The sequence below is a fragment of the Mechercharimyces mesophilus genome, from assembly GCF_059818345.1.
In genome coordinates this window covers 776,004-797,314 of record NZ_JCBAPH010000001.1, presented here as the reverse complement: position 1 = coordinate 797,314, position 21,311 = coordinate 776,004, and the positions used below count along the sequence as shown (strand labels likewise).

General features: G+C 45.3%; 20 protein-coding genes. 7 read left to right on the top strand and 13 right to left on the bottom strand.

What is annotated here, in order from left to right:
- Positions 1-179 precede the first annotated feature (179 nt).
- The 3 genes from comA to AC6RGY_RS04090 all read left to right on the top strand — a co-directional run bounded on the left by comA (position 180) and on the right by AC6RGY_RS04090 (position 2,363).
- Positions 180-980: a phosphosulfolactate synthase gene (comA, locus tag AC6RGY_RS04100; RefSeq protein WP_499859924.1), complete on the top strand. Its 801-nt coding sequence runs from the start codon at positions 180-182 to the stop codon at positions 978-980.
- A complete protein-coding gene (locus AC6RGY_RS04095) occupies positions 977-1,687 on the top strand; it encodes a 2-phosphosulfolactate phosphatase (RefSeq protein ID WP_499859923.1) in 711 nt (236 codons plus the stop codon). The genes comA and AC6RGY_RS04095 overlap by 4 nt, the downstream gene beginning before the upstream one ends.
- 220 nt (positions 1,688-1,907) lie before the next feature.
- Complete coding sequence (locus tag AC6RGY_RS04090) at positions 1,908-2,363, top strand: DUF441 domain-containing protein (protein WP_499859922.1); 456 nt, start codon at positions 1,908-1,910, stop codon at positions 2,361-2,363.
- A 209-nt stretch (positions 2,364-2,572) separates the two neighbouring features.
- Here the strand turns inward: AC6RGY_RS04090 and efp are convergent, their stop codons facing one another.
- From efp to aroQ, 3 genes are read right to left on the bottom strand one after another with little or no spacing between them, the layout of a single operon-like run.
- Complete coding sequence (gene efp, locus AC6RGY_RS04085) at positions 2,573-3,130, bottom strand: elongation factor P (protein ID WP_499859921.1); 558 nt, start codon at positions 3,128-3,130, stop codon at positions 2,573-2,575.
- A gap of 41 nt (positions 3,131-3,171) precedes the next feature.
- Positions 3,172-4,248, bottom strand: a complete 1,077-nt coding sequence (locus AC6RGY_RS04080; RefSeq protein ID WP_499859920.1) for a M24 family metallopeptidase — start codon at positions 4,246-4,248, stop codon at positions 3,172-3,174.
- Positions 4,249-4,251: 3 nt separating this feature from the next.
- Complete coding sequence (gene aroQ / locus AC6RGY_RS04075) at positions 4,252-4,713, bottom strand: type II 3-dehydroquinate dehydratase (RefSeq protein WP_499859919.1); 462 nt, start codon at positions 4,711-4,713, stop codon at positions 4,252-4,254.
- 213 nt (positions 4,714-4,926) lie between these two features.
- On the opposite strand from aroQ, the gene AC6RGY_RS04070 reads away from it, so the two are divergent.
- Entirely contained in the window at positions 4,927-5,832 is a 906-nt protein-coding gene (locus AC6RGY_RS04070; RefSeq protein ID WP_499861454.1) for a DUF1385 domain-containing protein, read from the top strand.
- Positions 5,833-5,873: 41 nt separating this feature from the next.
- Positions 5,874-6,200, top strand: a complete 327-nt coding sequence (locus AC6RGY_RS04065) for a hypothetical protein (protein ID WP_499859918.1) — start codon at positions 5,874-5,876, stop codon at positions 6,198-6,200.
- Between the two features lie 76 nt (positions 6,201-6,276).
- Here the strand turns inward: AC6RGY_RS04065 and AC6RGY_RS04060 are convergent, their stop codons facing one another.
- From AC6RGY_RS04060 to AC6RGY_RS04020, 9 genes are all read right to left on the bottom strand, one after another.
- A complete protein-coding gene (locus tag AC6RGY_RS04060) occupies positions 6,277-8,391 on the bottom strand; it encodes an SBBP repeat-containing protein (RefSeq protein WP_499859917.1) in 2,115 nt (704 codons plus the stop codon).
- A gap of 111 nt (positions 8,392-8,502) precedes the next feature.
- Positions 8,503-10,572 (bottom strand): SBBP repeat-containing protein, encoded by a 2,070-nt coding sequence (locus AC6RGY_RS04055; protein ID WP_499859916.1) that lies wholly within the window; start codon positions 10,570-10,572, stop codon positions 8,503-8,505.
- A 235-nt stretch (positions 10,573-10,807) separates the two neighbouring features.
- Positions 10,808-11,782, bottom strand: coding sequence for an aldo/keto reductase (locus tag AC6RGY_RS04050; RefSeq protein WP_499859915.1), 975 nt, complete (start codon positions 11,780-11,782; stop codon positions 10,808-10,810).
- 108 nt (positions 11,783-11,890) lie between these two features.
- A complete protein-coding gene (locus AC6RGY_RS04045; protein WP_499859914.1) occupies positions 11,891-12,826 on the bottom strand; it encodes an NAD(P)-dependent alcohol dehydrogenase in 936 nt (311 codons plus the stop codon).
- 30 nt (positions 12,827-12,856) lie between these two features.
- The gene (locus AC6RGY_RS04040) at positions 12,857-13,168 is read right to left on the bottom strand and encodes an ArsR/SmtB family transcription factor (protein WP_499859913.1); all 312 of its coding nucleotides are present in this window, start codon (positions 13,166-13,168) and stop codon (positions 12,857-12,859) included.
- Positions 13,169-13,638: 470 nt separating this feature from the next.
- On the bottom strand, positions 13,639-15,696 hold the full coding sequence (locus tag AC6RGY_RS04035) for an SBBP repeat-containing protein (protein ID WP_499859912.1): 2,058 nt from the start codon (positions 15,694-15,696) through the stop codon (positions 13,639-13,641).
- Between the two features lie 587 nt (positions 15,697-16,283).
- Positions 16,284-17,273, bottom strand: a complete 990-nt coding sequence (locus tag AC6RGY_RS04030; RefSeq protein ID WP_499859911.1) for a patatin-like phospholipase family protein — start codon at positions 17,271-17,273, stop codon at positions 16,284-16,286.
- A gap of 168 nt (positions 17,274-17,441) precedes the next feature.
- Positions 17,442-17,870 carry a transcriptional regulator MntR gene (gene mntR / locus AC6RGY_RS04025; RefSeq protein ID WP_499859910.1) on the bottom strand — a complete coding sequence of 143 codons (429 nt, stop codon included), beginning with the start codon at positions 17,868-17,870 and terminating at the stop codon, positions 17,442-17,444.
- A gap of 103 nt (positions 17,871-17,973) precedes the next feature.
- Complete coding sequence (locus tag AC6RGY_RS04020; RefSeq protein ID WP_499859909.1) at positions 17,974-18,441, bottom strand: PCYCGC motif-containing (lipo)protein; 468 nt, start codon at positions 18,439-18,441, stop codon at positions 17,974-17,976.
- Positions 18,442-18,770: 329 nt separating this feature from the next.
- Here AC6RGY_RS04020 and AC6RGY_RS04015 point away from each other — a divergent pair, with 329 nt between their 5' ends.
- Positions 18,771-18,914 (top strand): hypothetical protein, encoded by a 144-nt coding sequence (locus tag AC6RGY_RS04015; RefSeq protein ID WP_499859908.1) that lies wholly within the window; start codon positions 18,771-18,773, stop codon positions 18,912-18,914.
- A 169-nt stretch (positions 18,915-19,083) separates the two neighbouring features.
- On the opposite strand, the gene AC6RGY_RS04010 is transcribed toward AC6RGY_RS04015, so the two are convergent.
- Positions 19,084-19,542 carry a hypothetical protein gene (locus tag AC6RGY_RS04010; protein ID WP_499859907.1) on the bottom strand — a complete coding sequence of 153 codons (459 nt, stop codon included), beginning with the start codon at positions 19,540-19,542 and terminating at the stop codon, positions 19,084-19,086.
- Positions 19,543-19,750: 208 nt separating this feature from the next.
- Here AC6RGY_RS04010 and hutH point away from each other — a divergent pair, with 208 nt between their 5' ends.
- Entirely contained in the window at positions 19,751-21,280 is a 1,530-nt protein-coding gene (gene hutH, locus AC6RGY_RS04005) for a histidine ammonia-lyase (protein ID WP_499859906.1), read from the top strand.
- Positions 21,281-21,311 lie beyond the last annotated feature (31 nt).

Sequence of the window (21,311 nt, the reverse complement as noted above, 5' to 3'; positions counted from 1 at the left end):
CGCACTCGAATCCATTCAACCGCGGAACGTAAGCCTCACTTTTATGCGCCTTTTATCCACGATGCCTATACGTCCATATTTTTTACTTATTGATTATAAAATCCATTTTCTAACTATAGGCACATGTACGCTACCTCGCGCATAGGTATACCTATGATGTGATGAGGGAGGCGAATGATATGACGACATCTTTTCCACAGTGGGAGCCTAACCTTCTTGATCCTACTCGTAAGCGATCTGGTAAGCCCCGCTCAAATGGAATAACGATGGTGATTGATAAAGGAATCGGAATAACCTCTTTTCAAGATGTGCTCGAATTGGGATCTCCTTATATCGATTTTATTAAGCTAGGCTTTGGGACCTCTGCTCTAACCCCTCGCCCACTTCTACAAAAAAAAGTGGAGCTAGCTCAGCAATATCAAGTGGCTCTTTATCCCGGTGGCACCTTCTTCGAAGTCGCATACAAAATGCAACTACTGCCTTCTTATATCCAAACCCTGAAAAACCTCGGCTTTCAATGGGTAGAGATCTCAGATGGTGGCATATCGCTTTCTAGCGATGAACGTTCTCAAGTCATTGCTCTAGCAGTAAGCAGTGGCTTACGTGTCATCACAGAGATCGGAAAAAAAGAAAGTGGTTCATTCATTGAGTGCGAAGAGCTCCTCAAAGTGTATCACCAAGATCGAAAAGATGGTGCCACGTGGGTGATTGTCGAGGGACGTGAATCCGGTAAAGGAATCGGAGCCTTTGACGAAAGGGGCAAAACCGATACCTCCTATGTTGAAAGTATTCAGCGTGCTACCAATGGAAAGCAACTTATCTGGGAAACACCACTGAAAGAACAGCAGGCTACACTCATTCAAACCGTAGGACCTGAAGTAAACTTAGGAAATATTGCCTCAGACGAAGTCATTGCTTTGGAAGCACTGCGTAGAGGGCTACGTGCCGATACTTTTTCCTTATGGAGTACAAAATCATGAATGTAACCATTGAAGCCCATGTTGATGATATCCAAAGCGACCATCTCGTCAATAAAACCGTCATTGTCATTGATGCCTTCCGCGCCTCCACCAGTATGGTTACAGCCATGGCCAATGGTGCAGCAGCCATCATCCCTGTCGATACAGTAGGAAAAGCACGCAACTTAGCACAAAAGAATGAAGAGGCCCTTCTCGGAGGAGAACGCTTCGGAAACCGCTTAGATGGATTCGATTTCGGTAACTCTCCCGAAGAATATACTTCCTCACGCATCCAAGGAAAAGAGATTATTCTTACTACTACCAATGGAACACGAGCCCTGATTAAGGCAACCCGTGGTAGCAAAGTTCTTATCGGTTCCTTTATCAATGCGGCAGCCTGTGCGGAAAAGGTAAAGGGGATTCATAAGGATGTCGCCATTTTATGTGCAGGGACACGTGGTTCCTTCTCTTTTGAAGATGGGTTAGCCGCTGGTTGCATCTTGGAACGCTTATCTACACTCATTCCTTCTCTTGCGATCGATGATTTGGGATGCGCCTTGCTTCATAGTTATCGTCAATGTCAACACCAACTGCTGTCTATCCTTGCTTTTAGTCAGTCTGGACAACGGTTAATGCAACGTGGATTAAAAAAAGACATAGAAGATTGTCTCGAAGTTGACAAGTTTGCACTCGTTCCCATTTTCACTAATAATAAAATTATCCTATAAATTTCTATATTTTTGTCCTTCATCCCAGTCATTCATCCTAATCATACAGGAAGCAAATAGAATTTACAGCAGTCATGAGAGTGAACAGCATTACTTTCTTCAACCCCGTTCTCCAAAAGAGAAGGGGGTTCTTTTCTTCTCTATGGGAGGACAAACTCTACTATTCAGCCTTCACTCAACATACAGTGGTACTAATCACCTTGGGACAAGGAGTTCATACATGAAACCAGAGCTCATTTTGGTCATTCTCATCGTTATCGGTTTGCTCGGTCGCTCTCCTATCATTGCAACAGCCGCCAGCTTACTTTTAATTATTAAGCTCATTCAGTTGGAGCGGTTTTTTCCAGCAGTAGAAAGGCGGGGATTGGAGTTTGGGTTATTATTTTTAACCATATCTGTCTTAGTCCCATTCGCAAGCGGAAAAATCACCATGAAAGAGGTACTGGCTGTCTTCACCAGTCCGCCTGGTGTATTGGCCTTGATCGGAGGTGCGATCGCCACCTATATGAATGGAAAAGGGTTGGATCTCTTACGATGGGACCCACAGATGATTGTCGGGCTGGTGATCGGATCGATCATCGGTATTTTGTTCCTCCGTGGAATCCCCGTTGGTCCTCTTATGGCGGCTGGGATTACGGCACTCTTGATTAAATTGTTTTCCCTCTTTTGGCCGTGAATAGAAGCAAAGAAAAGCTTCTATAACAGCAGGTCCCATCCTCTCCAACAGATGCGTTCCGTACAAGAATAAAAAATCCCCCGTCATGGGGACCTTCTTTTCGGGACAGGAGGCGCACGAACATCACCTTCATCTGTCCTCTTGATAGAAGTCCTACGCATGGTTGGAGGGATTTATTAACCAAGAAAGTCCACTTGGTTCGCTTTTAATTAGGCCCGGGAAATGTAATCGCCACTACGTGTGTCAATCAAGAGGTGTTCCCCTTCATTGATAAACAGCGGCACCTGAACAGAGTAACCTGTTTCTAGTTTCACTGCCTTCGTCGCACCCGTAGCGGTATCTCCCTTGATTCCAGGTTCTGCTTCCACCACTTCCAACTCCACGGTGTTAGGGAGTTCCATTCCGAGAGTAAGGCCGTTGTAAGTAACAATGCTCACATTCATATTCTCTTTCAGGAATTGCAATTCGTATTCCAGTTGTTCACGTGGAAGCTCTAATTGCTCGTACGTTTCCGTATCCATAAAAGTGAACACATCACCACTATCGTACAGATACTGCATTTGACGCCTCTCAACATGAGCACGTGGAACTTTCTCCCCTGCACGGAAGGTTTTTTCCTGAATCGTACCCTTTTGTAGATTACGCAATTTGGAACGGACAAAAGCAGAACCTTTTCCTGGCTTCACATGTTGAAAGTCGATGACCTGCCATACTTCCCCTTCCAGTTCAATCGTCAAACCACTACGGAAATCGTTGGTTGAAATCATGTTAACTTCCTCCTTATTCAGTTAAAAACGGTGATAGACTGCTATTTAATGATCATTAACTTTTTTGATGTATGGGTGAGTACTTCGTAACCTTGCTCGGTAACCACCACATCATCTTCAATACGTACGCCCCCGAAGTCCGGTAAATATATACCTGGCTCCACGGTAATCACCATTCCTGGCGCAAGCTGTTCACTTCCTCGCGCCGACACCCCGGGCGCTTCATGTACTTCCATCCCCAGTCCATGACCTGTACTGTGACCAAAGTATTCCCCATAGCCATGCGAGGCAATGTGGTTTCTTGCCACATCATCGATGTCTGAAGCCTTCACACCAGGAGCGATCGCTTTAACTGCCTTCTCCTGTGCCTCTAATACGATTTCATAAATTTCTCGTTGTTTCTCATTCGGTTCTCCCAACATGAACGTGCGCGTCATGTCCGAGCAATACCCCTGATAGAGTGCTCCAAAGTCAATGGTTACCAAGTCGCCTTCCTCCATCACTTTATCACTAGCCACTCCATGCGGAAGGGCAGAACGATGGCCGGAGGCAACAATCATATCGAAACTGGAGCTGGTCGCACCCATCTCCCGCATCAAAAATTCCAATCGCATCTCTACTTCACGTTCTGTTTGTCCAGAACGAACCTCTTTTATGAGAATAGCGAAGGCATCATCGGCAATTTTGGCTGCCTTTCGCAACAACTCCAGCTCCGCCGGACCTTTTCGTTTACGTAGGGATTCAACCTTACCATCGGAGGGAACAAGTGATGTCTTTTCCAAGGCATCCTTCAAGGTCTCCGCTTGACGATACGTTAGATGATCCTGTTCAAAGTGGAGAGAGTGAATTCCTAATCGTTTGCATTCCTCAGCTACAGTCGTCAGCGCGTCGCGCTCCTGTTTCACCATAGTGAGATGAGGGGACTGCTCCTGCGCTTGTGCAACGTACCGGAAATCGGTTATCAGGAGTTGTTCTTTTTGTGAAACCAACACTAGCCCCGCCGAACCAGTAAATCCCGATATGTATTGGCGGTTAATGGGATGGCTGATGAGTAGGGCTTCCACTTGTTGTTCTTTCATGACTTGCAATAGGGCTTCCGTGCGTGTTCGTTGTTCCATCCACTATTCCTCCTTCGGCTCTATGCATTCACTCTTTTCTGTCGCAATCTGATAGAGGGCCATTTCATAACTACGAAAGCCGAATCCGCTAATTTGCCCACGACAAACGGGCGCAATCACCGATACGGAGCGAAAGGGCTCTCGCGCATGAATATGAGAAAGATGCACTTCAATCGCTGGTACAGAGACAGCAGCAATCGCATCGCGTATCGCATAGCTATAATGCGTGAAGGCCCCTGGGTTAATGATGAGATAATCGTACTCTTCATCATCCGCTGTTTGAATCCGATCAATAAGATCTCCTTCATGGTTGGACTGGAAGGCATCAACCGTTATCCCCCACTCTGCCGCGCCGGCATGAAGGCGTTGATGAAGATCATCCATCGTCATGCTACCATAATGCTTACGTTCTCGCTTGCCCAATAAGTTTAAGTTGGGGCCTTGAATCACCAATACCTTCGTCATCCGAAACCCTCCAACCCGCAATCTTCCCTCGTCTGTGGTACCCCATCGTTTATTGTATCACAAATTGTGCCACTTGCCGTGTAAAGGATTTCCCCTCTACCACACCCTCTATGATAGAATGAGGGTAAATTCAAGTGTTTGGAAGAAGGAGTGGCACATAACTTGGAGAAAAAACCAACTCTTTATGGTGGTCAAGCCGTGATCGAAGGGGTTATGTTTGGTGGAAATCGCGCGCAAGTGACCGCCATCCGGCGAAAAAACGATGAAATTGAACTATTCGAGACTCCTAAAAAAGAGAGCTCACGCTTAAAACGATGGCAGTTTCTTAAAAAGATACCTATATTGCGTGGAAATATCGCTTTGATTTCAGCTAGTGCATCCGGGTCCAAGCACTTACAGTTCGCTAGTGAGCGTTATGATGTGGAACCTGGTGAGGAGAGTGCAGAAAATCCTTCTAAGTTGGAAATGGTTCTCGGTGTCGCACTTGTCGGAGTCCTCTCCCTTATCTTCGGGAAGATCGTATTTACCGCTCTGCCTGCTTTTCTCGCTAGTATCCTCTTCGACGCATATGTAAGCAACATCATCTTACAAAACTTGATCGAGGGTGGCATCAAAACACTCCTCCTGCTCACCTATCTTCTGCTGATTGCACGTACGCCCATCATCAAGCGCGTCTTTCAATATCATGGAGCAGAGCACAAAGTGATTAATGCATATGAAGCTGGGAAAGAATTAACAGTAACCAATGTACTTGCCCAATCTAGGCTCCATTATCGTTGTGGAAGTAGCTTTATTATCTTATCCATTATCGTCGGTGTCGTGGTTTATTCTTTTTTTGGCTACGATAGTGTCTGGGAACGCATCGGTATCCGCTTACTCTTACTCCCTGTTGTCATTGGACTTTCCTTTGAAGTCTTAAAGCTAACCAATGCCGTCCGTGAGATTCCCGTTCTCACCTATCTGGGTTACCCCGGATTGTGGCTACAAAAACTAACGACCAGCGAACCGGATGCGGCTCAAGCAGAGGTAGCCATTGCTGCGTTCCAACGCATGCACGAACTGGATCACGTAATCCACACGCATGCGTCGTCTTCATCTACAATGGATCATGCAGGGTAAGTAGTTGGTACTATTCAATTAGCAAGGAGGAAGAGCTTATCATGAACAGTCAATCCGGTTTACGCCTCCTTATATTATTGTTCGTCGGCATCGGGCTTATCAATCTCATCCTCACACGCCCTTATATGGGGGGGATCATCGTAGCGCTCATCGCGGTGGGATTTTACCTTTACAAACGACCTCCTCGTTGGCTGATGCGGTTTGCCCAGCCCTCCTCTACGCGTGTGGTGAAGAAAAAAACACAAGCGAAGCAAAAAAACAAAAACAAAAACAAAAAGATGTCTCTCAGCAAGCGGCTCAAGCGACGCAAACGTGCTTTCCGCGTCATTGACGGAAATAAAAAAGACTCTTTCCGGAAGCATTTGTGAAAGAAGTGCGCACAAGCATCAAAAAGAAAAAGCCCCAACACAACCCCAGTCGCTACGTTGCGGCTTTTTCTTTTTGCTAACCGCCCAACCCTCTACCCCTCGCACCACGCGGTCCCCGCGGTCCCCGCCGGCCCCTCGGTCCTCGCCGTCCTCGTGGCCCTCTTGCACCTTGCATCCCCGTAGCACCCATCTGGCCTGTTCTCCCCGTAGGGCCCGGAAGAGGAACCGAAGACGGGTCTCCTACTTTTGTAACGAAAGCTGAATCGTTTCCAGTGCGTTGATCCTGAAACGCATCAAAGGTAATCGGAAAATTATTGGAGTTCGTCCTCCCTGTCGCATAGGCACTTCCATCCCCATCCACTGCGATCGCACCTGCATCGTCGTTATTACTTCCTCCTAAATAAGAAGAAAAGGCTATTCCTAAACCAGAGAATCTCATCTGCGTAAGTGTTACGTCAAAATCCCCCCTCAGTGAATCTTGGAAAGCATCTGAAGTAACAGGGAAGTTCGTCGAATTGGTCGATCCTATTACCCATGCCATGCCAAAGGAACCTACCGCTATACCGATCCCATCACTAACCCCTGTTCTTCCATGTAGGTAGGTAGAATACTTTAAAGTGCTCCCCGCAGGGTTCAATTTCGTGACAAATATACTGGAGCGACCACCCACAAAGGTGGTTTGAAAAGCATTACTGGTTGTAGGGAAATTACTAGATTCTGTGATTCCTGTCACATAGGCATTTCCCCCACCATCGATATCAATGCCTAATCCGCCATCTAGACTCACTCCACCCAAATAAGTGGAGTACACTAGAGTTGACCCCGTAGCACCCAATTTGGTGACAAAGGCATCTTCTAAATTATTTGCCTCCCCTTTGAAAATTGACTGAAAGGCTCCGGAAGTTATCGGGAAATTAGTAGATGCCGTCATTCCTGTTACGTAAGCTCGATTGCGCTTATCTGCCTTGATCCCGTTCCCTGTGTCGTCTCCTCTGCCACCTAAATAAGTCGAATAGAGAAGAGAAGTGCCCTGTACATTGAATTTGGTAACAAACACATCCCCACCCCCACCTCCAAATAAGGTTTGAAAGGCATTGGATGTAACAGGGAAATTTTGCGATTCTGTACCTCCCGTCACATAAGCACCCTCTGATGAGTCCACTGCTATACTATTACTTACACTATCACCTGATACTCCGCCCAGATAAGTAGAGTAGATGAGAGAGCTCCCACTCTCATTCACCTTCGTTACAAATGCTTGAATACTACCCAGAGCCCCCGGTTTGTTCATCTGAAAAGCTCCTGAGGTGACCGGAAAATTTAATGAATCGGTTTCACCCGTAATATAAGCATGGTTGGATTCATCTACCGCAATGCCATACCCAATATCTTCACCAAAACCACCAAGATAAGTAGAGTACAAAAGAGTAGAACCTGCCTTGCTAAACTTACTAACAAATACATCAAATAAACCCACTAACCTATTCATCGTCTGAAAAGCTCCTGGTGTCACTGGGAAATCAGGGGAATCCGTCGCACCCGTCACATAAGCATGATTTCCCGTATCCACCGCAATCCCATTTCCAACATCCGTATCAGAACCACCCAGAAAGGTGGAATAAAAAACCACAGGGTCTATCACAAGCAAATGGGAAGGATTGTACGCTCTTTGCCCGACAATAAATCCGATAGAGCCATCGGGAAGGTGTTGAAATTGGGTGGGAACTTCTCTTATCTCGTCTTCTAGCCATTGAAAGCTCTCCGGTTTTCCTTCACGGAGTATGCCTTGTCGTGTATGAACAAACAAGTCTCCACTTGCATCCAGCCTGACCGCCTCCCCCCCTTCATAACGCAGGCGTATATCTTCGATACACGCACCAGGGTGGACAATCACATCATACTTTATCTGTTCCTCATTTCCATAGAAGATTAGGTCAATCCCGCTCCAGACCCCTTTATAAGTAAGCTGACCCTCTTCGCCCAACTGTATGTCTACATCTGCATGCGCATCGACAAATCTCAGAGCAAGCTTGACGTCCTCTTTTCCCTCTCCAGCCACACTAAAACAAAACTCTACACCATCATGGGTAAAGGTAAACGCGCAATCTTTTCTGTCTGCACGGTACCCATCCCCTTCATTCCTGCTTTCTCGGGGTACGAACAGAAGCGCGCGGGTGGCATTCTTATTCACGTTCCTCTTCCTCCTTCTTTCCGCTCCATCGGGGATTTCCACACCCTCATTCTATTGTTTTGCATCTGATTTACGTTCTCATTCCCCTTCTATTATTGAAGGAGCAAGACGCTAATCACCCCCACTCATCCCTCCTAGACCACGCAGTCCTCTTAGTCCCCGCCGTCCTCTCGGTCCTTCTGGACCTTGCTCACCGGTAGCTCCAGTTGGTCCAGTAGCTCCAGTGGGACCGGTAGGTCCGGTGGCACCAACCGACGTAGGTTCTCCCGCCTTTATCACAAAAACATCATCGTTTCCCGCACGTTCCGTCTGAAACGCGCCAAAGGTCACAGGAAAATTATTGGAGCTTGTGAAACCTGTCATATAAGCATTCTCTTCTCCATCAACCGCTATCGCATTAGCAACATCTAGACCGCTCCCCCCTAGATAAGAAGAAAAGGAAACTCCTTGCCCCGAGTAGCTCAATTGAGCAATAATGGCATCAGCACTTCCCCCCAGTGAATCTTGAAAAGCATCTGAAGTAACAGGAAAATTAGTAGAGGCGGTGCTTCCTGCTACCCAAGCCATGCCGAATGAATCGACCGCTATGCCCGAGCCAAAATTACCTTGTGATCCTCCTAAGAATGTAGAATAAATCAAGGCATTCCCCAGCGGATTCAGTTTCGTTACAAATATTTGAGATAGACTAAGAAGTGTTTGAAAAGCATTATTGGTTATGGGAAAATCTCCAGAAAAAGTTCTCCCTGCCACATAGACAAATCTTCTTCCATCAAGATCGATGCCTGCCCCTACATCTTCTTCACTCCCACCCAAGTAGGTGGAAAACACGAGAGATGTTCCCATAGCATTCAATTTACTGACAAAGGCATCAGTCCCCCCAGCGAGAATCATTTGGAAGGCTCCGGCAGTGGTTGGGAAGTCAGTGGAATCCGTTCCTCCCGTCACGTAGGCCAGATTGCTACCATCGACGACGATTCCATTCCCAACATCTCCACCACTCCCACCCAAATAAGAAGAATACACGAGGGAAGAGCCCGTAGCATTTAATTTGGTTACAAACGCATCTGGTCTAACCCCTCCCCCTGTCGTTTGAAATGCATTACTGGTAACAGGAAAATTTGAGGATACCGTCTGTCCCGTCACATACACACTCCCTACCCCATCCAATGCGATCCCCAGACCGGAAGTATCTCCTATATTTCCACCCAGATAAGTGGAGTAGATGAGGGAAGTCCCACTCACATTCACCTTTGTCAAAAAAGCTTGAGAATTCCCTGGATTGATTGTCTGAAAAGCACCCGAGGTCACGGGAAAGTCTGTTGAACCTGTCTCACCCGTCACATAAGCCTGATTGGCTTCATCTATCGCAATACCATTTCCGACATCGGTGGCGCTTCCTCCCAATAGAGTCGAGTATAGAAGCGAAGAGCCTGCCTCATTAAACTTACTGATGAAAACATCACATCCTCCGGCGTTGACCGTCTGAAAGGCCCCTGAAGTCACCGGAAAGTTATTCGATAGCGTCTCACCCGTTACATAGGCACTTCTCTCCGCATCCACCGCAATACCATTCCCAAAATCCACATTGGAGCCTCCGAGAAATGTGGAATAAAAAGCCACGGGATCAATCACAAGCACATGGGAAGGATCGTACTCTCCTGGGGCCACGACAAATCCAATAGACCCACCGTCATGGCATTTGAATTGAGTGGGTACTTCTCTTCTCTCTTCTTCCATCCATTGAAAGCTCACCGGCTTTCCTTCACGGAGTACACCTTGTCGTGTATGAACAAACAAGTCTCCGCTCGCATCCAGACTGACAGCCTGACCGCCCTCATAGCGCAAGCGAATATCCTCGATACACGCCCCAGGATGGACGATCGCATCATACTTTAAGTGCTCCTCATTTCCAGAGAAGATCAGGTCAATTCCGCTCCAAATCCCTTTATACGTAAGCTGACGATCTCCATCCATCAGTATTTCTACTCCTGGATTCACATCGACAAAGCGCAGAGCAAGCTTGACTCCCTCCTCGCCCTTTATAGACTCTGCAAAGCAAAACTCCACGCGATCATGAAAAAAGGTAAATGCACAACCTTCTCCGTTTGCGTGATACCCATCCACTTCACTTCTGCCCTCTCGAGGGACAAACAGAAGTGCACGGGCGACATTTTCACCCACGTTCCTCTTCCTCCTTTGTTTCCGTTCCATATGGGACTTTCTATCCTCATTCTATTCGTTTGCCTATAGGAGGTGCGGACGGACGTTGCTTTAATAGAAGCAGGAACGCTTCCTGGAACATCTTACTAGAAGCTTGGAATCGATCCAATCACTCGCTAGGAGCTACCCAGCGACTGAAAGAACGGCCTATAGTGAATCCCCCACCTCTTAGCAGAGGTGGGGGAGGTTCATTCACTTATAAGCTGACTACTTGTCTTGAAACTCGATCAATTTCTTCTAATTCGTCTTCATTCAACCGGAAGGAAAGGGAAGCAATGTTATCTTTAGCATGTTGAACTTTTGTTGCCCCGGGAATCGCTACGACGGTATCTCCATGGAATGTGATTAGCCAATTCAAAGCAACTTGGGTCGCTGAGACCTGATACTTGTCTGCAATTCGTTCCATCGTATTAATTAAAGGTTGTGACTGAGCTAAATTTTTGTGTTTCTTTCGACTGGTAAGACGACGTGCGATCGACATCTTTTTTATCTGTTCTGGGTTATGGTGAAACTTCCCTGTTAATAGCCCTTGCTCTAAAGGAGAGTAAGCAATAATCGTCATCCCTAATTCCTTTGCTGTCTCGATAATCTTGCTTTCCTCCACCCTTCGATCCAATAAATTATATTTCACTTGGTTTGACACCAGAGGAATTCCAACCTTTGCTAACTCTTCGTGCGCTTCGCGCATCTGCGTGGCACTAAAGTTACTAACCCCTACCGTTACAATCTCCCCTTCTTGAACCAGTTCTGCCATGGCCTGCATCTGCTCTTTTATGGGGGATAGAGAATTGGGTTGATGAATCTGATACAAATGAATGGTTCTAGAATCAAGATTCGCTTTGCGTTGACCAATGGTTTGCGTGATGGAAGAAGCACGACGATAAGCTGGCCACCATTTGGTCGCAATGAACGCTTGACTGTCTGGCACATCCAATTTGTTTAAAATACGTGCAAGTGTTTTCTCCGATTCGCCTCCTCCATATGCTTCAGCTGTGTCAAACCAGTTTATCCCTCCTGCCAGAGAGGTTTGAATAATCTCCGCAATTTCGCTGTCTTCTAAGGGTGACCAGAACTTTCCGGATAAACCCTTCCCTTTGCTAAATTGCCAACATCCTAGACCTAGTGGAGAAATCTCCAGCTCTGATTTTCCTAATTTCCTATTGTATAGCATGTTTTCTCTGCTATCAGACCACATCCTAGAATCGAGCTTATACACCTCTACGTAACCCTATTCTAGGATGTTATTCGTCCATAGCAGATTTCACCTACCTTCCTTATTTTAATGGACGTTAATAATAATTTTTCCACTGGCTCGACCCGACTTACTTATTTCATAGGCTTCGGTTATGTCATCAAGGGGAACGACACGATGGATCGGTGTCGTAACTTTTCCTTTAGCCATTAATTTGCTGATTTCATTCAATTGTTTCAACCCACGAGTAGGAATTAAAATAACCGTTGCTTTTTTACTACCAAAGGAAAGCTTTCCTTTTAGTTTCCCCATGAAATTACGGAATGTCGTAACAGAAGTAACATACTGGCCTCTTTTTTTAAGGAGAGGGAAGAAATCCTTATAGTGTTCAACGGACACCAAATCTAGAACGAGGTCAAACTGGCCATACAGAGAGCGATCTTTGACAACACGATTTTTGGTATAATCAATGGCACGATCCGCCCCTAATTCTTTTACTAGTTCCAGACTATCGCCTCCGCTTACCCCAGTCACCTTGGCTCCTAGAGCTTTTGCTATTTGGACTGCATAGGCGCCTACACCTCCTGATGCGCCAATGATGAGGACCTTTTGTCCTGCTTTCACTTTCCCGTAAGTGACTAAACCGTGCCACGCTGTAATGCCAGCTGTAGGAACACCAGCGGCTTCTTCCAATGAAACCGAATCGGGTTTACGAACCACCTGATTTTCATGAACGGTAAGGTATTCACTGGCCGCTCCTCCTCCGGGTCCCTTATGGGCAAATACAGCATCCCCTTTCTTAAATTTGGTTACTTTATCCCCTACTCCTTCAATGACACCACTAAAATCTGCCCCCGCATGATAAGAAAGGCCGTATTTCGCAAATCTCTCTTGCATCTTCCAGTCGGATGGATTCACACTTGAAAAGTGTACTTTTACTAATAATTCATGTGACTTAGGGGTTGGTTTCGGTCTTTCTCCCACGATTAACTGTTTTTGTTTATTGACAAAAGCTGATTTCATTTTTTAAAACCTCCTATTATTTTGTGTTCATTATTCTTCGCATCGTGAACCTAAAACCTCAGAAAGCAAGCGAAGATTTGACGATAAGACCTTACGATCTAACCAGTAGTAGACCTCTTGCCCTACCTTCTGGTTGTTAATAATCGAAGCCTCTTTAAGAATTTTAAGGTGGTGGGAAATCGAAGGTCTACTTATATCGAAGTGTTTGGTTAGTTCCCCTACATTTAATTTCCCTTCCTCTCCCAGAACATAGGTTATTTCCAAACGAATGGGATCTCCCAGTGCAGTAAAGAACTTGGTAATTGTTTTCCCATCGTTTAAATCAATACTATATTGAGCCATAGAGACACCTCCCTTATATAGATTCGTTTGAACTTATCTACCTATTGCGCAGCCCTGTGTATCCCAGTTAATTGCTTAACCAGATCTATCCCTGGGGTTTTATTCAAATAAAAGAGCTTGTCTGGTTTCCTTACTACATGGTTCCCTCGAATGGGTTGACCTCCACTTCCTACACCTCATTTCCTGGACAGATACAGCCTCTCCACTTTTATATGGGGTCACTTTGTCCCTCTTTTTATTGTGATTTTGAAGCGATACACTCATTTAATTAGATGAACTTAAACATATCTACAAACAGAATATATCACGTTCTTTTGTGTGTGTCAATGAAAAGACTGTAGAATACCCGATATTTTTATCGGTAAATAAAGGTATTTTATCTTTCGTTAGTAAAAGGTAAGTCCGTAATAAAGAAGGCATTCATTAAGAATGATGCTAATGAATGCACGTATACTTTCTCATGGCTAATACTAAAAATCTATTTCTCCTTCGCCACCTGCGCCGCGCGAACCTCTTGGACCCCGTGGTCCACGTCTTCCTCTTGGTCCTCGTGGACCCAGCGCGCCGGTTGCTCCCGCAGGACCTGTTGCGCCCGTTGGTCCCGTGACGCCTAGGGAAGTAAGGGTACCAACTTTGGTGACGAAGGCATCATCAGGACCAGCATTTTGAGACTGAAATGCAGCAAATGTAACAGGAAAATTCGTTGACGCGGTATTACCCGTAAAATATGCAGATCCGATATCATCAACCGTCACATCGAATCCTTGGTCCCTTAACGTCCCTCCAAGATAAGAAGAGAACGACAACCCTTGACCAGAAAAACTCACCTGCGTGACAAAAACATCATTGACACCCGCCAAGCTGTCCTGGAAAGCGTCGGAGGTCACAGGAAAATTGATCGAAAACGTTTCCCCCGTCACCCAAGCCGCTCCAAATGCATCCACTGCTATACCAAATCCTCTATCAAAAGCATTGCCACCTAAATAAGTAGAGTACACCAAAGCGCTCCCACCAACATTTAATTTAGTAACAAAAGCATCGTTCCCAGACACCAACGTCTGAAACGCATTATTGGTTATAGGGAAGTTAGTCGAATTCGTTCCCCCTGTGACATAAGCATTATTGGCCCCATCCAAATCAATCGCACTTCCTCTTTCATCGTTATTTCCACCCAGAAAGGTCGAATACACGGGTGATGAACCTAGAACGTTTAATTTTGTGATAAAGACATAAGTACCACCGGCAAATACGGTCTGAAAGGCGCCCGAAGTCACGGGGAAATCAGCAGATTCTGTTTCTCCTGTGACATAAGCATTTCCTACATCATCCACTGCAATGCCTCTTCCCCCATCAACGCTACTCCCTCCTAGGAAAGTCGAATACGCCAGCGACGTTCCCAGAGTATTGAACTTTGTCACGAAAGTGTCTGTTCCACCGCCAAATAGAGTTTGAAAGGCGCCAGGGGTTGTTGGGAAGTTATTTGCTGTTGTAGAACCAGTGACATATGCATTAAAACTGCCATCCGACACGATACTGGCCCCAAAAGAATTTCCGGTCATGCCACCTAGGTAGGTTGAATAAACTAACGAAGATCCTGCGGCATTCACTTTGGTGACGAAAGCACTCAGTGTAGAGGGTAACATCGTTTGAAAAGACCCAGATGTGACTGGATAATTAGTGGAAGCGCTAACACCCGTCACGTAGGCATTATTCAAGGTATCCAATGCAATGGCTACCCCAACATCGAGGTTACTTCCACCAATGAACGTTGAGTAGAGAAGTGAGCTACCCATCGCATTCAATTTGCTAATAAATACATCCACATTACCCGCATTCGTTGTCTGAAACGCGCCCGATGTAATGGGAAAGTTAGTAGACAATGTCTGCCCCGTTACATATGCATTACGCCCCTCATCCACCGCAATACCAATTCCGACATCTGTATTATTTCCACCTAAGTAGGTAGAGTAGAAGACGATTGGATCAATAATGAGCACCTCCGCTGGATCATATGATGGCCCCTTCACCGCAAATCCGATGGATCCATCAGGATACAGACAGAACTCCGTCACGATCGTCTTCTTTCTCTCCGCTGTCCATTGAAAACTAACCGGCTTTCCCTCTCGGAGAACTCCGTGTGACGTATGCACAAACAAGTCTCCCTGTTCATTTACTCTCACTTTGTCTCCGCCTTCATATCGTAATCGAATGTCCTTGATACAGGCTCCTGGATGGACGATAATATCGTATTTCAGTTGCTTCTCATTGCCGGAGAAAACGAGGTCGATTCCGCTCCATACCTCCTTATAAATGACTCGGCTTGCTTGGGAATCGATATCGATCTCCCCATCCGGATTCACGTCGATAAACCGTAAAGCAAGAGGTGGCGCATCCTGTTCGATATCAAGAAAATCCAATGCCACGTGATCACGATTAATATAAAACTGACATCCTACTCCATCTGCTCGATAACAATATTTCGCCTTCCCACCTCGCTGTTCGAAGACAAGCGACCTAGACCCTTTCACTTTGTCTGTCTCCTTTCAGATAAACTCCGTAGTCAGTTCCTCATCCTAGTTATACGTCGTCATCCAAAAGACGGTGTAGGCGCTACAAACCATCATCTCTATTAGGCATGGGTACTGAGCCAACAAATATCCTTCTCATACCGATACGCTAACGCAACCCATATACAATCGATCTTTCATCAAAGGACGCTGCATCATGATGACCCTTTCGAAGATAGTTCATCATTCGCGTGACGGTATCCGGATCATAGCAAATGAACTTTGCCAACTTTTCGCGGTTTAAATTGGAGGACATCGAGGTCTCTTTCATCCGGGTTTGAACAAAGGTAATAGGTCTTGAAATGAAAAAACGGCAGGATCTTTATAGCATCCCTGCCTGATTAAGCGATAGCTTTCCACTGAGTTCGCGCCTCTTCACTTGATACAATTTCGTAAAGGATTCACCCTTAATCAAAGTTTCCTGTCGTGTAATAGGTAGGCTGCGTTATATTTATTACTGCGCTCATTCTTCGTAACCTCGATCATATTAACTCCTGCAATTGGTCCAAGATCTCTTTCATGGCTTTTTTGACGCGAACCAGCATCTTCTAAATATCGTCTTGTTTTAACTCCTTCCCCTCGTTAACCAAGCGCCCCCGCTTTTTCACCCCGACCCGGTACGACGGCTGTATCTTTTTACCACGAACTGCAAGATAGGTCTGAAAAGAAAAGTCAGAGAAAAAAGCTTCAGCAGCTTCCACACCCGCTTGAAAAAGGCGTTCCCTTCCCTTTCGATCAATGTCGAAATCGTCCGTTCTATATCCCAAGGTTGGAACAAGGATAGAACGCAATTTATCCAGTTCTTTAATCGCACGATTATCATGTGCATCCATCATGGTCGAAAATAAAGCACGAAACAATGACAGAGGACCTTTGATTTGATGCGGTTCTCCAAATGAATCAGTAATTAAGCGAAAACCAATCGTTGGCCATCTTGGCTCCGCTTGATCATATAACCATACAGGAAAATTGCTTAAGACACCGCCGTCCACAATATAACTAATCGATTGCGATGGCTCATGCATAAAGGTTACGGGGTCGAAAAAATAAGGAATACTGGTACTCATCCTGACGGCTCTTGCCACTGTCAAACAATCGCGCGGACAGCCGTACTCACCCAATTCATCTGGTAGCACCAAGAGCGACCCGCGACTAATATCAGAAGCGATGATGGATAATTGGCAATTCTTAATATCATTAAAGGTATAGACTCCTTTCTTTGCTAAGAGCCCACCTACCCATTCTTCCAAGTCATCACCATTGTATAAACCTTGTCGTAACCATAGACGTATCGCCATTACACCAGGTATATGGTGATACCAAGACTTGGGCGTCAATTCTTTAAAATCCTTCTCCAGCAAGATAGTATAGATATCTTCACTCGAGTAGCCCGCTGCATACAACGACGCCAAAATAGCTCCAACGGAAGTTCCTGCTAAACGCTGAAATCGCACACCCATCTTTTCTGCTACGCTGAGTGCTCCCACTAATCCAATGCCCTTTATCCCTCCACCTTCAAAAACCGCATCTGCTTTCACCCTGCTTCACCCCTTCGTTGCCCCGATCCATGGCATACAAGATATAAGACGAAGAAGCCATGCTTTATTATCTTATTATTAAGACTATTAAAGTGTTTCTAACTTCTTGACAGCCGGACAATATCCTTCTTTTGCCCGGCTGTCTATTTTTCCTGAGCTTTTCTTTCCTTAACGATTGAGCGCATCATACTTCTCTTTAAACGATTGAAATTCCGCAATTCTCTCAGGGTTTTGTTGGAAGTATTCGACGAGGAGTTCAATACACATAATGGAATCCCAACTTAGGTGGTGCTCAATGCCTTCCACATCGTCATAAACCAACTCCTCTTTCACCCCGATCACACGCAGGAATTCTTCCAGTAAGCGATGCCGATCAAGTAAGCGTTTTCCGAACTTCTCTCCCTTAGGAGTTAAAACCAATCCTCGATATTTCTCATACACTAAGTATTCTTTCCCGTCCAATTTCTGTACCATCTTGGTAACGGATGATGGGTGAACGGATAAGGCTTCTGCAATATCCGATACCCGCGCGTACCCTTTTTGATCGATTAACTTATAAATATTTTCTATATAATCTTCCATACTTGGTGTCGGCATACAAAGACCCTCCCTATCATTCAACCTCTGTTCCCGATCAAGGAACATTTATTTTACCACAACCCGCTCTTATAAACTGGCTCGCCGTAACAGCAACCCAAACTTATAGGTTTTCAGGAGGGTATGGGGTGTTGGTCGGTTCTTTATCTACACCAATCGTATTATCCACTTCTTGTCGAATTTGCTGCAATGCCTTTCCCTCTTCTAGACCCACTTTTGTTTCCAGAGCGATATTGACACAAATGTCACAACCTGCCCCATGCTCATTGAACGAAACACCCTCTTCAGCATGATCCTTGATGAAACAATCACGCACACTCTGATGATCAATTCGACCACATTGACAGTAACACGGAATGTAAGAGAGTTCTTCTGGATGATCCGCAGCAAATGCATAAGCGTCTTTCGCATAGGTTACGCGTGATGCTTCTACAAACGCGGGGAAAGTGTATTCATTCTCACTTTGGTAAGAGTAATCTTTTCCATTTGCTTCGTGATCCTCACTGGCACACCCGATCACGCCCCCTGCCAGCAGTATTACTACAGCAAGTCCTAGCCACCAACGACGCATTAAATCCCCTCCTCTACTTGGTCAATATACTCTTATTTTATCATATTTCGCTATACAAATTCGAAGCGAAGATTGTCACAATACCGTGACCACACTCTCTATAACTAATCCAGTCCGTTCTCAAACGACCTCATTGGTCCATCCTTCATCTGTTCCCACTCCCCATGTTTATAGACTGTATACTGAAAATGGAAGAATGATCGATTTATCCCGACTCATTGATGAACCCGAGTGGACGCCTATTTTTCACCTCTGTATTAAAACAGTATTTACAAATCCACATCTGTTATAGTATACTGAAGTTACACCAACAAACGGAGGGTTACGATATGAATAAGCAAAATGAAGTGAAAAATCATACGAATACTTGTCCAGAGTGTGGAAACCGCATCGAAAAAGAAACGGAATCTGGCCTGAATGAGTGTTGCTCACAATATTGGATTAAACAACAATTAGATAATCGTTACTGGTAAGGATTACTATCCTCCCATCACGGGGGCTTTTTTTTGTTTATTTCACACATACATAGTAGCCAAAAGGTGCCTCTAGGAGGCACCTTTTATTTTTGAAGTACAAGAGAATATCCACTCTCTACTCTCATTTCAGAAGCGCATAACATCATCGTATTCTCTTAGAAGAACCCTATTCTGCTTTCAGTCTAATATTTTCCAGTATGATACTGCCTCTTACCACAGAAAAAACAACAGCTACGTGTCGAGCATTCGATGGTGGAGGAGAAACAACCACGTAAAAACGATTAAATTTGTCTTGTGGTTGTTTATTCGGAGAGATTTGCGCTTCCGTAGTGGTAATCGGATGATGGTTCTCATCTAAAAAAGCGACTTGAGCATAAAGATAGGGAATCACCTTCTTCGGATTCATATTAAATATACGAAATCGCAAATAGTATTTCCGACCCTCTTCAAACGGACCAGGAATCGCTTGGCTGACAACACCAGGGTGCTTCGGTCCTAATTGCAATGAGGTAACCCCTTCTCGTCGCGGATGAGGAACAAAATTGAGATTTTTCCCTCCCCAGTGCTTTCTTCCATTCTTTATATTCTTATCTTTCACTAGATTCCTTCTTCTCCCTTTATTCATCACTCTTCCCTCCTTCAATCCTATTTATATATCATATGAATTTTCTAGAATAGCGACTGGACAGTTCGGCAAAAATAAAAATATGATAAAATAGACTTGAAGAATCAATAGTGAGTCAAATCGTCTGACTAAAGATGAAAGGAGGGGATCGGCTAAGGCCAATCCCCTCCTTTCATTCGCTTTACTTTGATAATGGAGGAAAGTAATCATGCAACCATTCATATTAGATGGGAATCACCTTACGCTAGATGAATTTCAACAAGTCGTTTATCACCATCGATCGGTAACATTATCCCCTGAAGCGATAGAAAGAATGGTTCAGTCACGAAACGAAGTAGAGCGCTTGGTTACGGATGGAGATACCGTCTACGGTATTACCACTGGATTTGGTAAGTTTAGCGATGTCTTGATTGATCAGGACCAATCCGCCGAATTGCAACTTAATCTAATTAGAAGCCATGCGTGCGGAGTTGGCTCCCCTCTATCAACCGAAGCTGTACGTGGGATCATGCTATTGCGAGCCAATGCACTTACCAAAGGCTATTCAGGAGTACGCCCGCAAACTGTACAGTTGTTGCTTCATTTCTTGGAACACCGTATTCATCCTATTATCCCCGAAAAAGGATCTTTGGGTGCTAGTGGTGACTTAGCTCCTCTCGCCCATATGACGCTCCCTATGTTAGGTCTAGGAGAAGTAGAGTATCAGGGACAGCGTATGGAAGGGCGACAAGCCTTGCAAAAAGCGGGCCTTACTCCCATTCAATTAGAAGCAAAAGAAGGTTTAGCACTTATAAATGGAACACAAATGATGACCAGCTTGACAGCTATCGCACTCATCCAAGCGAAAAACCTCCTTCTCTCTGCAGATGTGATCTCTAGCTTAACGGTCGAAGCCTTAGCTGGCATTCCTCATGCTTACCATCCACTCTTGCATCACGCTCGTGGACAACAGGGACAAATCATCACAGCAGAAAATCTACTGCAATTACTCCAGAAAAGCAAACATACGACCTTACCTGGAGAAAAACGTGTACAAGATGCCTATAGCCTACGCTGTATTCCTCAAGTACATGGCGCTACAAAAGATACGTATCGGTATGTGGACGAAATCATTGCTCGCGAACTAAATGCCGCGACGGATAATCCACTTATCTTTTCGGATGAAGGAGAATTCATCTCAGGTGGCAACTTTCATGGTCAACCGATCGCACTCGCCGCCGATTTTCTTGCGATCGCACTCTCTGAAATAGGAAATATCTCAGAACGGCGTACAGAGCGACTCGTCAATCCTCAATTAAGTGGCCTCCCTGCTTTTCTCACTAAGAATGGCGGTCTCCATTCTGGTTATATGATTTTACAATACTTAGCCGCTTCCTTGGTTTCAGAAAATAAAACCTTATGCCACCCCGCATCTGTCGACTCCATTCCCTCCTCTGCTAACCAAGAAGACCATGTGAGCATGGGCTCCATCTCTTCGCGCAAACTATTACAGGTGATTGATAACCTCTATCATATTTTAGCTGTCGAGTATGTATGTGCGGGACAAGCTCTTGAGTTTCAATCACAACTTCAGCTGGGAGTGGGTACGCGTGTCGCTTATCAGCTGTTACGAGAGCAAGTCGATCCACTTACAACCGATCGTGAAGGGCATCGCGATGTAGAGAAGGTGGTCGCACTCCTGCAAAAAGGAACATTGGTCCAAACCCTTACGAACCAGCTCTCATTACGCTTAAACTAATGCAAAACCCGATCACTTAAAGTGATCGGGT

Bases quoted from the DNA above. Each gene is read 5' to 3' on its own strand.
- mntR (WP_499859910.1), bottom strand. From the start codon at position 17,870: ATGCCGACACCAAGTATGGAAGATTATATAGAAAATATTTATAAGTTA.
- AC6RGY_RS04050 (WP_499859915.1), bottom strand. From the start codon at position 11,782: ATGCTATACAATAGGAAATTAGGAAAATCAGAGCTGGAGATTTCTCCA.
- AC6RGY_RS04010 (WP_499859907.1), bottom strand. From the start codon at position 19,542: ATGAATAAAGGGAGAAGAAGGAATCTAGTGAAAGATAAGAATATAAAG.
- aroQ (WP_499859919.1), bottom strand. From the start codon at position 4,713: ATGACGAAGGTATTGGTGATTCAAGGCCCCAACTTAAACTTATTGGGC.
- AC6RGY_RS04020 (WP_499859909.1), bottom strand. From the start codon at position 18,441: ATGCGTCGTTGGTGGCTAGGACTTGCTGTAGTAATACTGCTGGCAGGG.
- AC6RGY_RS04080 (WP_499859920.1), bottom strand. From the start codon at position 4,248: ATGGAACAACGAACACGCACGGAAGCCCTATTGCAAGTCATGAAAGAA.
- AC6RGY_RS04095 (WP_499859923.1), top strand. From the start codon at position 977: ATGAATGTAACCATTGAAGCCCATGTTGATGATATCCAAAGCGACCAT.
- hutH (WP_499859906.1), top strand. From the start codon at position 19,751: ATGCAACCATTCATATTAGATGGGAATCACCTTACGCTAGATGAATTT.
- comA (WP_499859924.1), top strand. From the start codon at position 180: ATGACGACATCTTTTCCACAGTGGGAGCCTAACCTTCTTGATCCTACT.
- AC6RGY_RS04090 (WP_499859922.1), top strand. From the start codon at position 1,908: ATGAAACCAGAGCTCATTTTGGTCATTCTCATCGTTATCGGTTTGCTC.
- AC6RGY_RS04040 (WP_499859913.1), bottom strand. From the start codon at position 13,168: ATGGCTCAATATAGTATTGATTTAAACGATGGGAAAACAATTACCAAG.
- AC6RGY_RS04015 (WP_499859908.1), top strand. From the start codon at position 18,771: ATGAATAAGCAAAATGAAGTGAAAAATCATACGAATACTTGTCCAGAG.
- AC6RGY_RS04070 (WP_499861454.1), top strand. From the start codon at position 4,927: ATGTTTGGTGGAAATCGCGCGCAAGTGACCGCCATCCGGCGAAAAAAC.
- AC6RGY_RS04045 (WP_499859914.1), bottom strand. From the start codon at position 12,826: ATGAAATCAGCTTTTGTCAATAAACAAAAACAGTTAATCGTGGGAGAA.
- efp (WP_499859921.1), bottom strand. From the start codon at position 3,130: ATGATTTCAACCAACGATTTCCGTAGTGGTTTGACGATTGAACTGGAA.
- AC6RGY_RS04065 (WP_499859918.1), top strand. From the start codon at position 5,874: ATGAACAGTCAATCCGGTTTACGCCTCCTTATATTATTGTTCGTCGGC.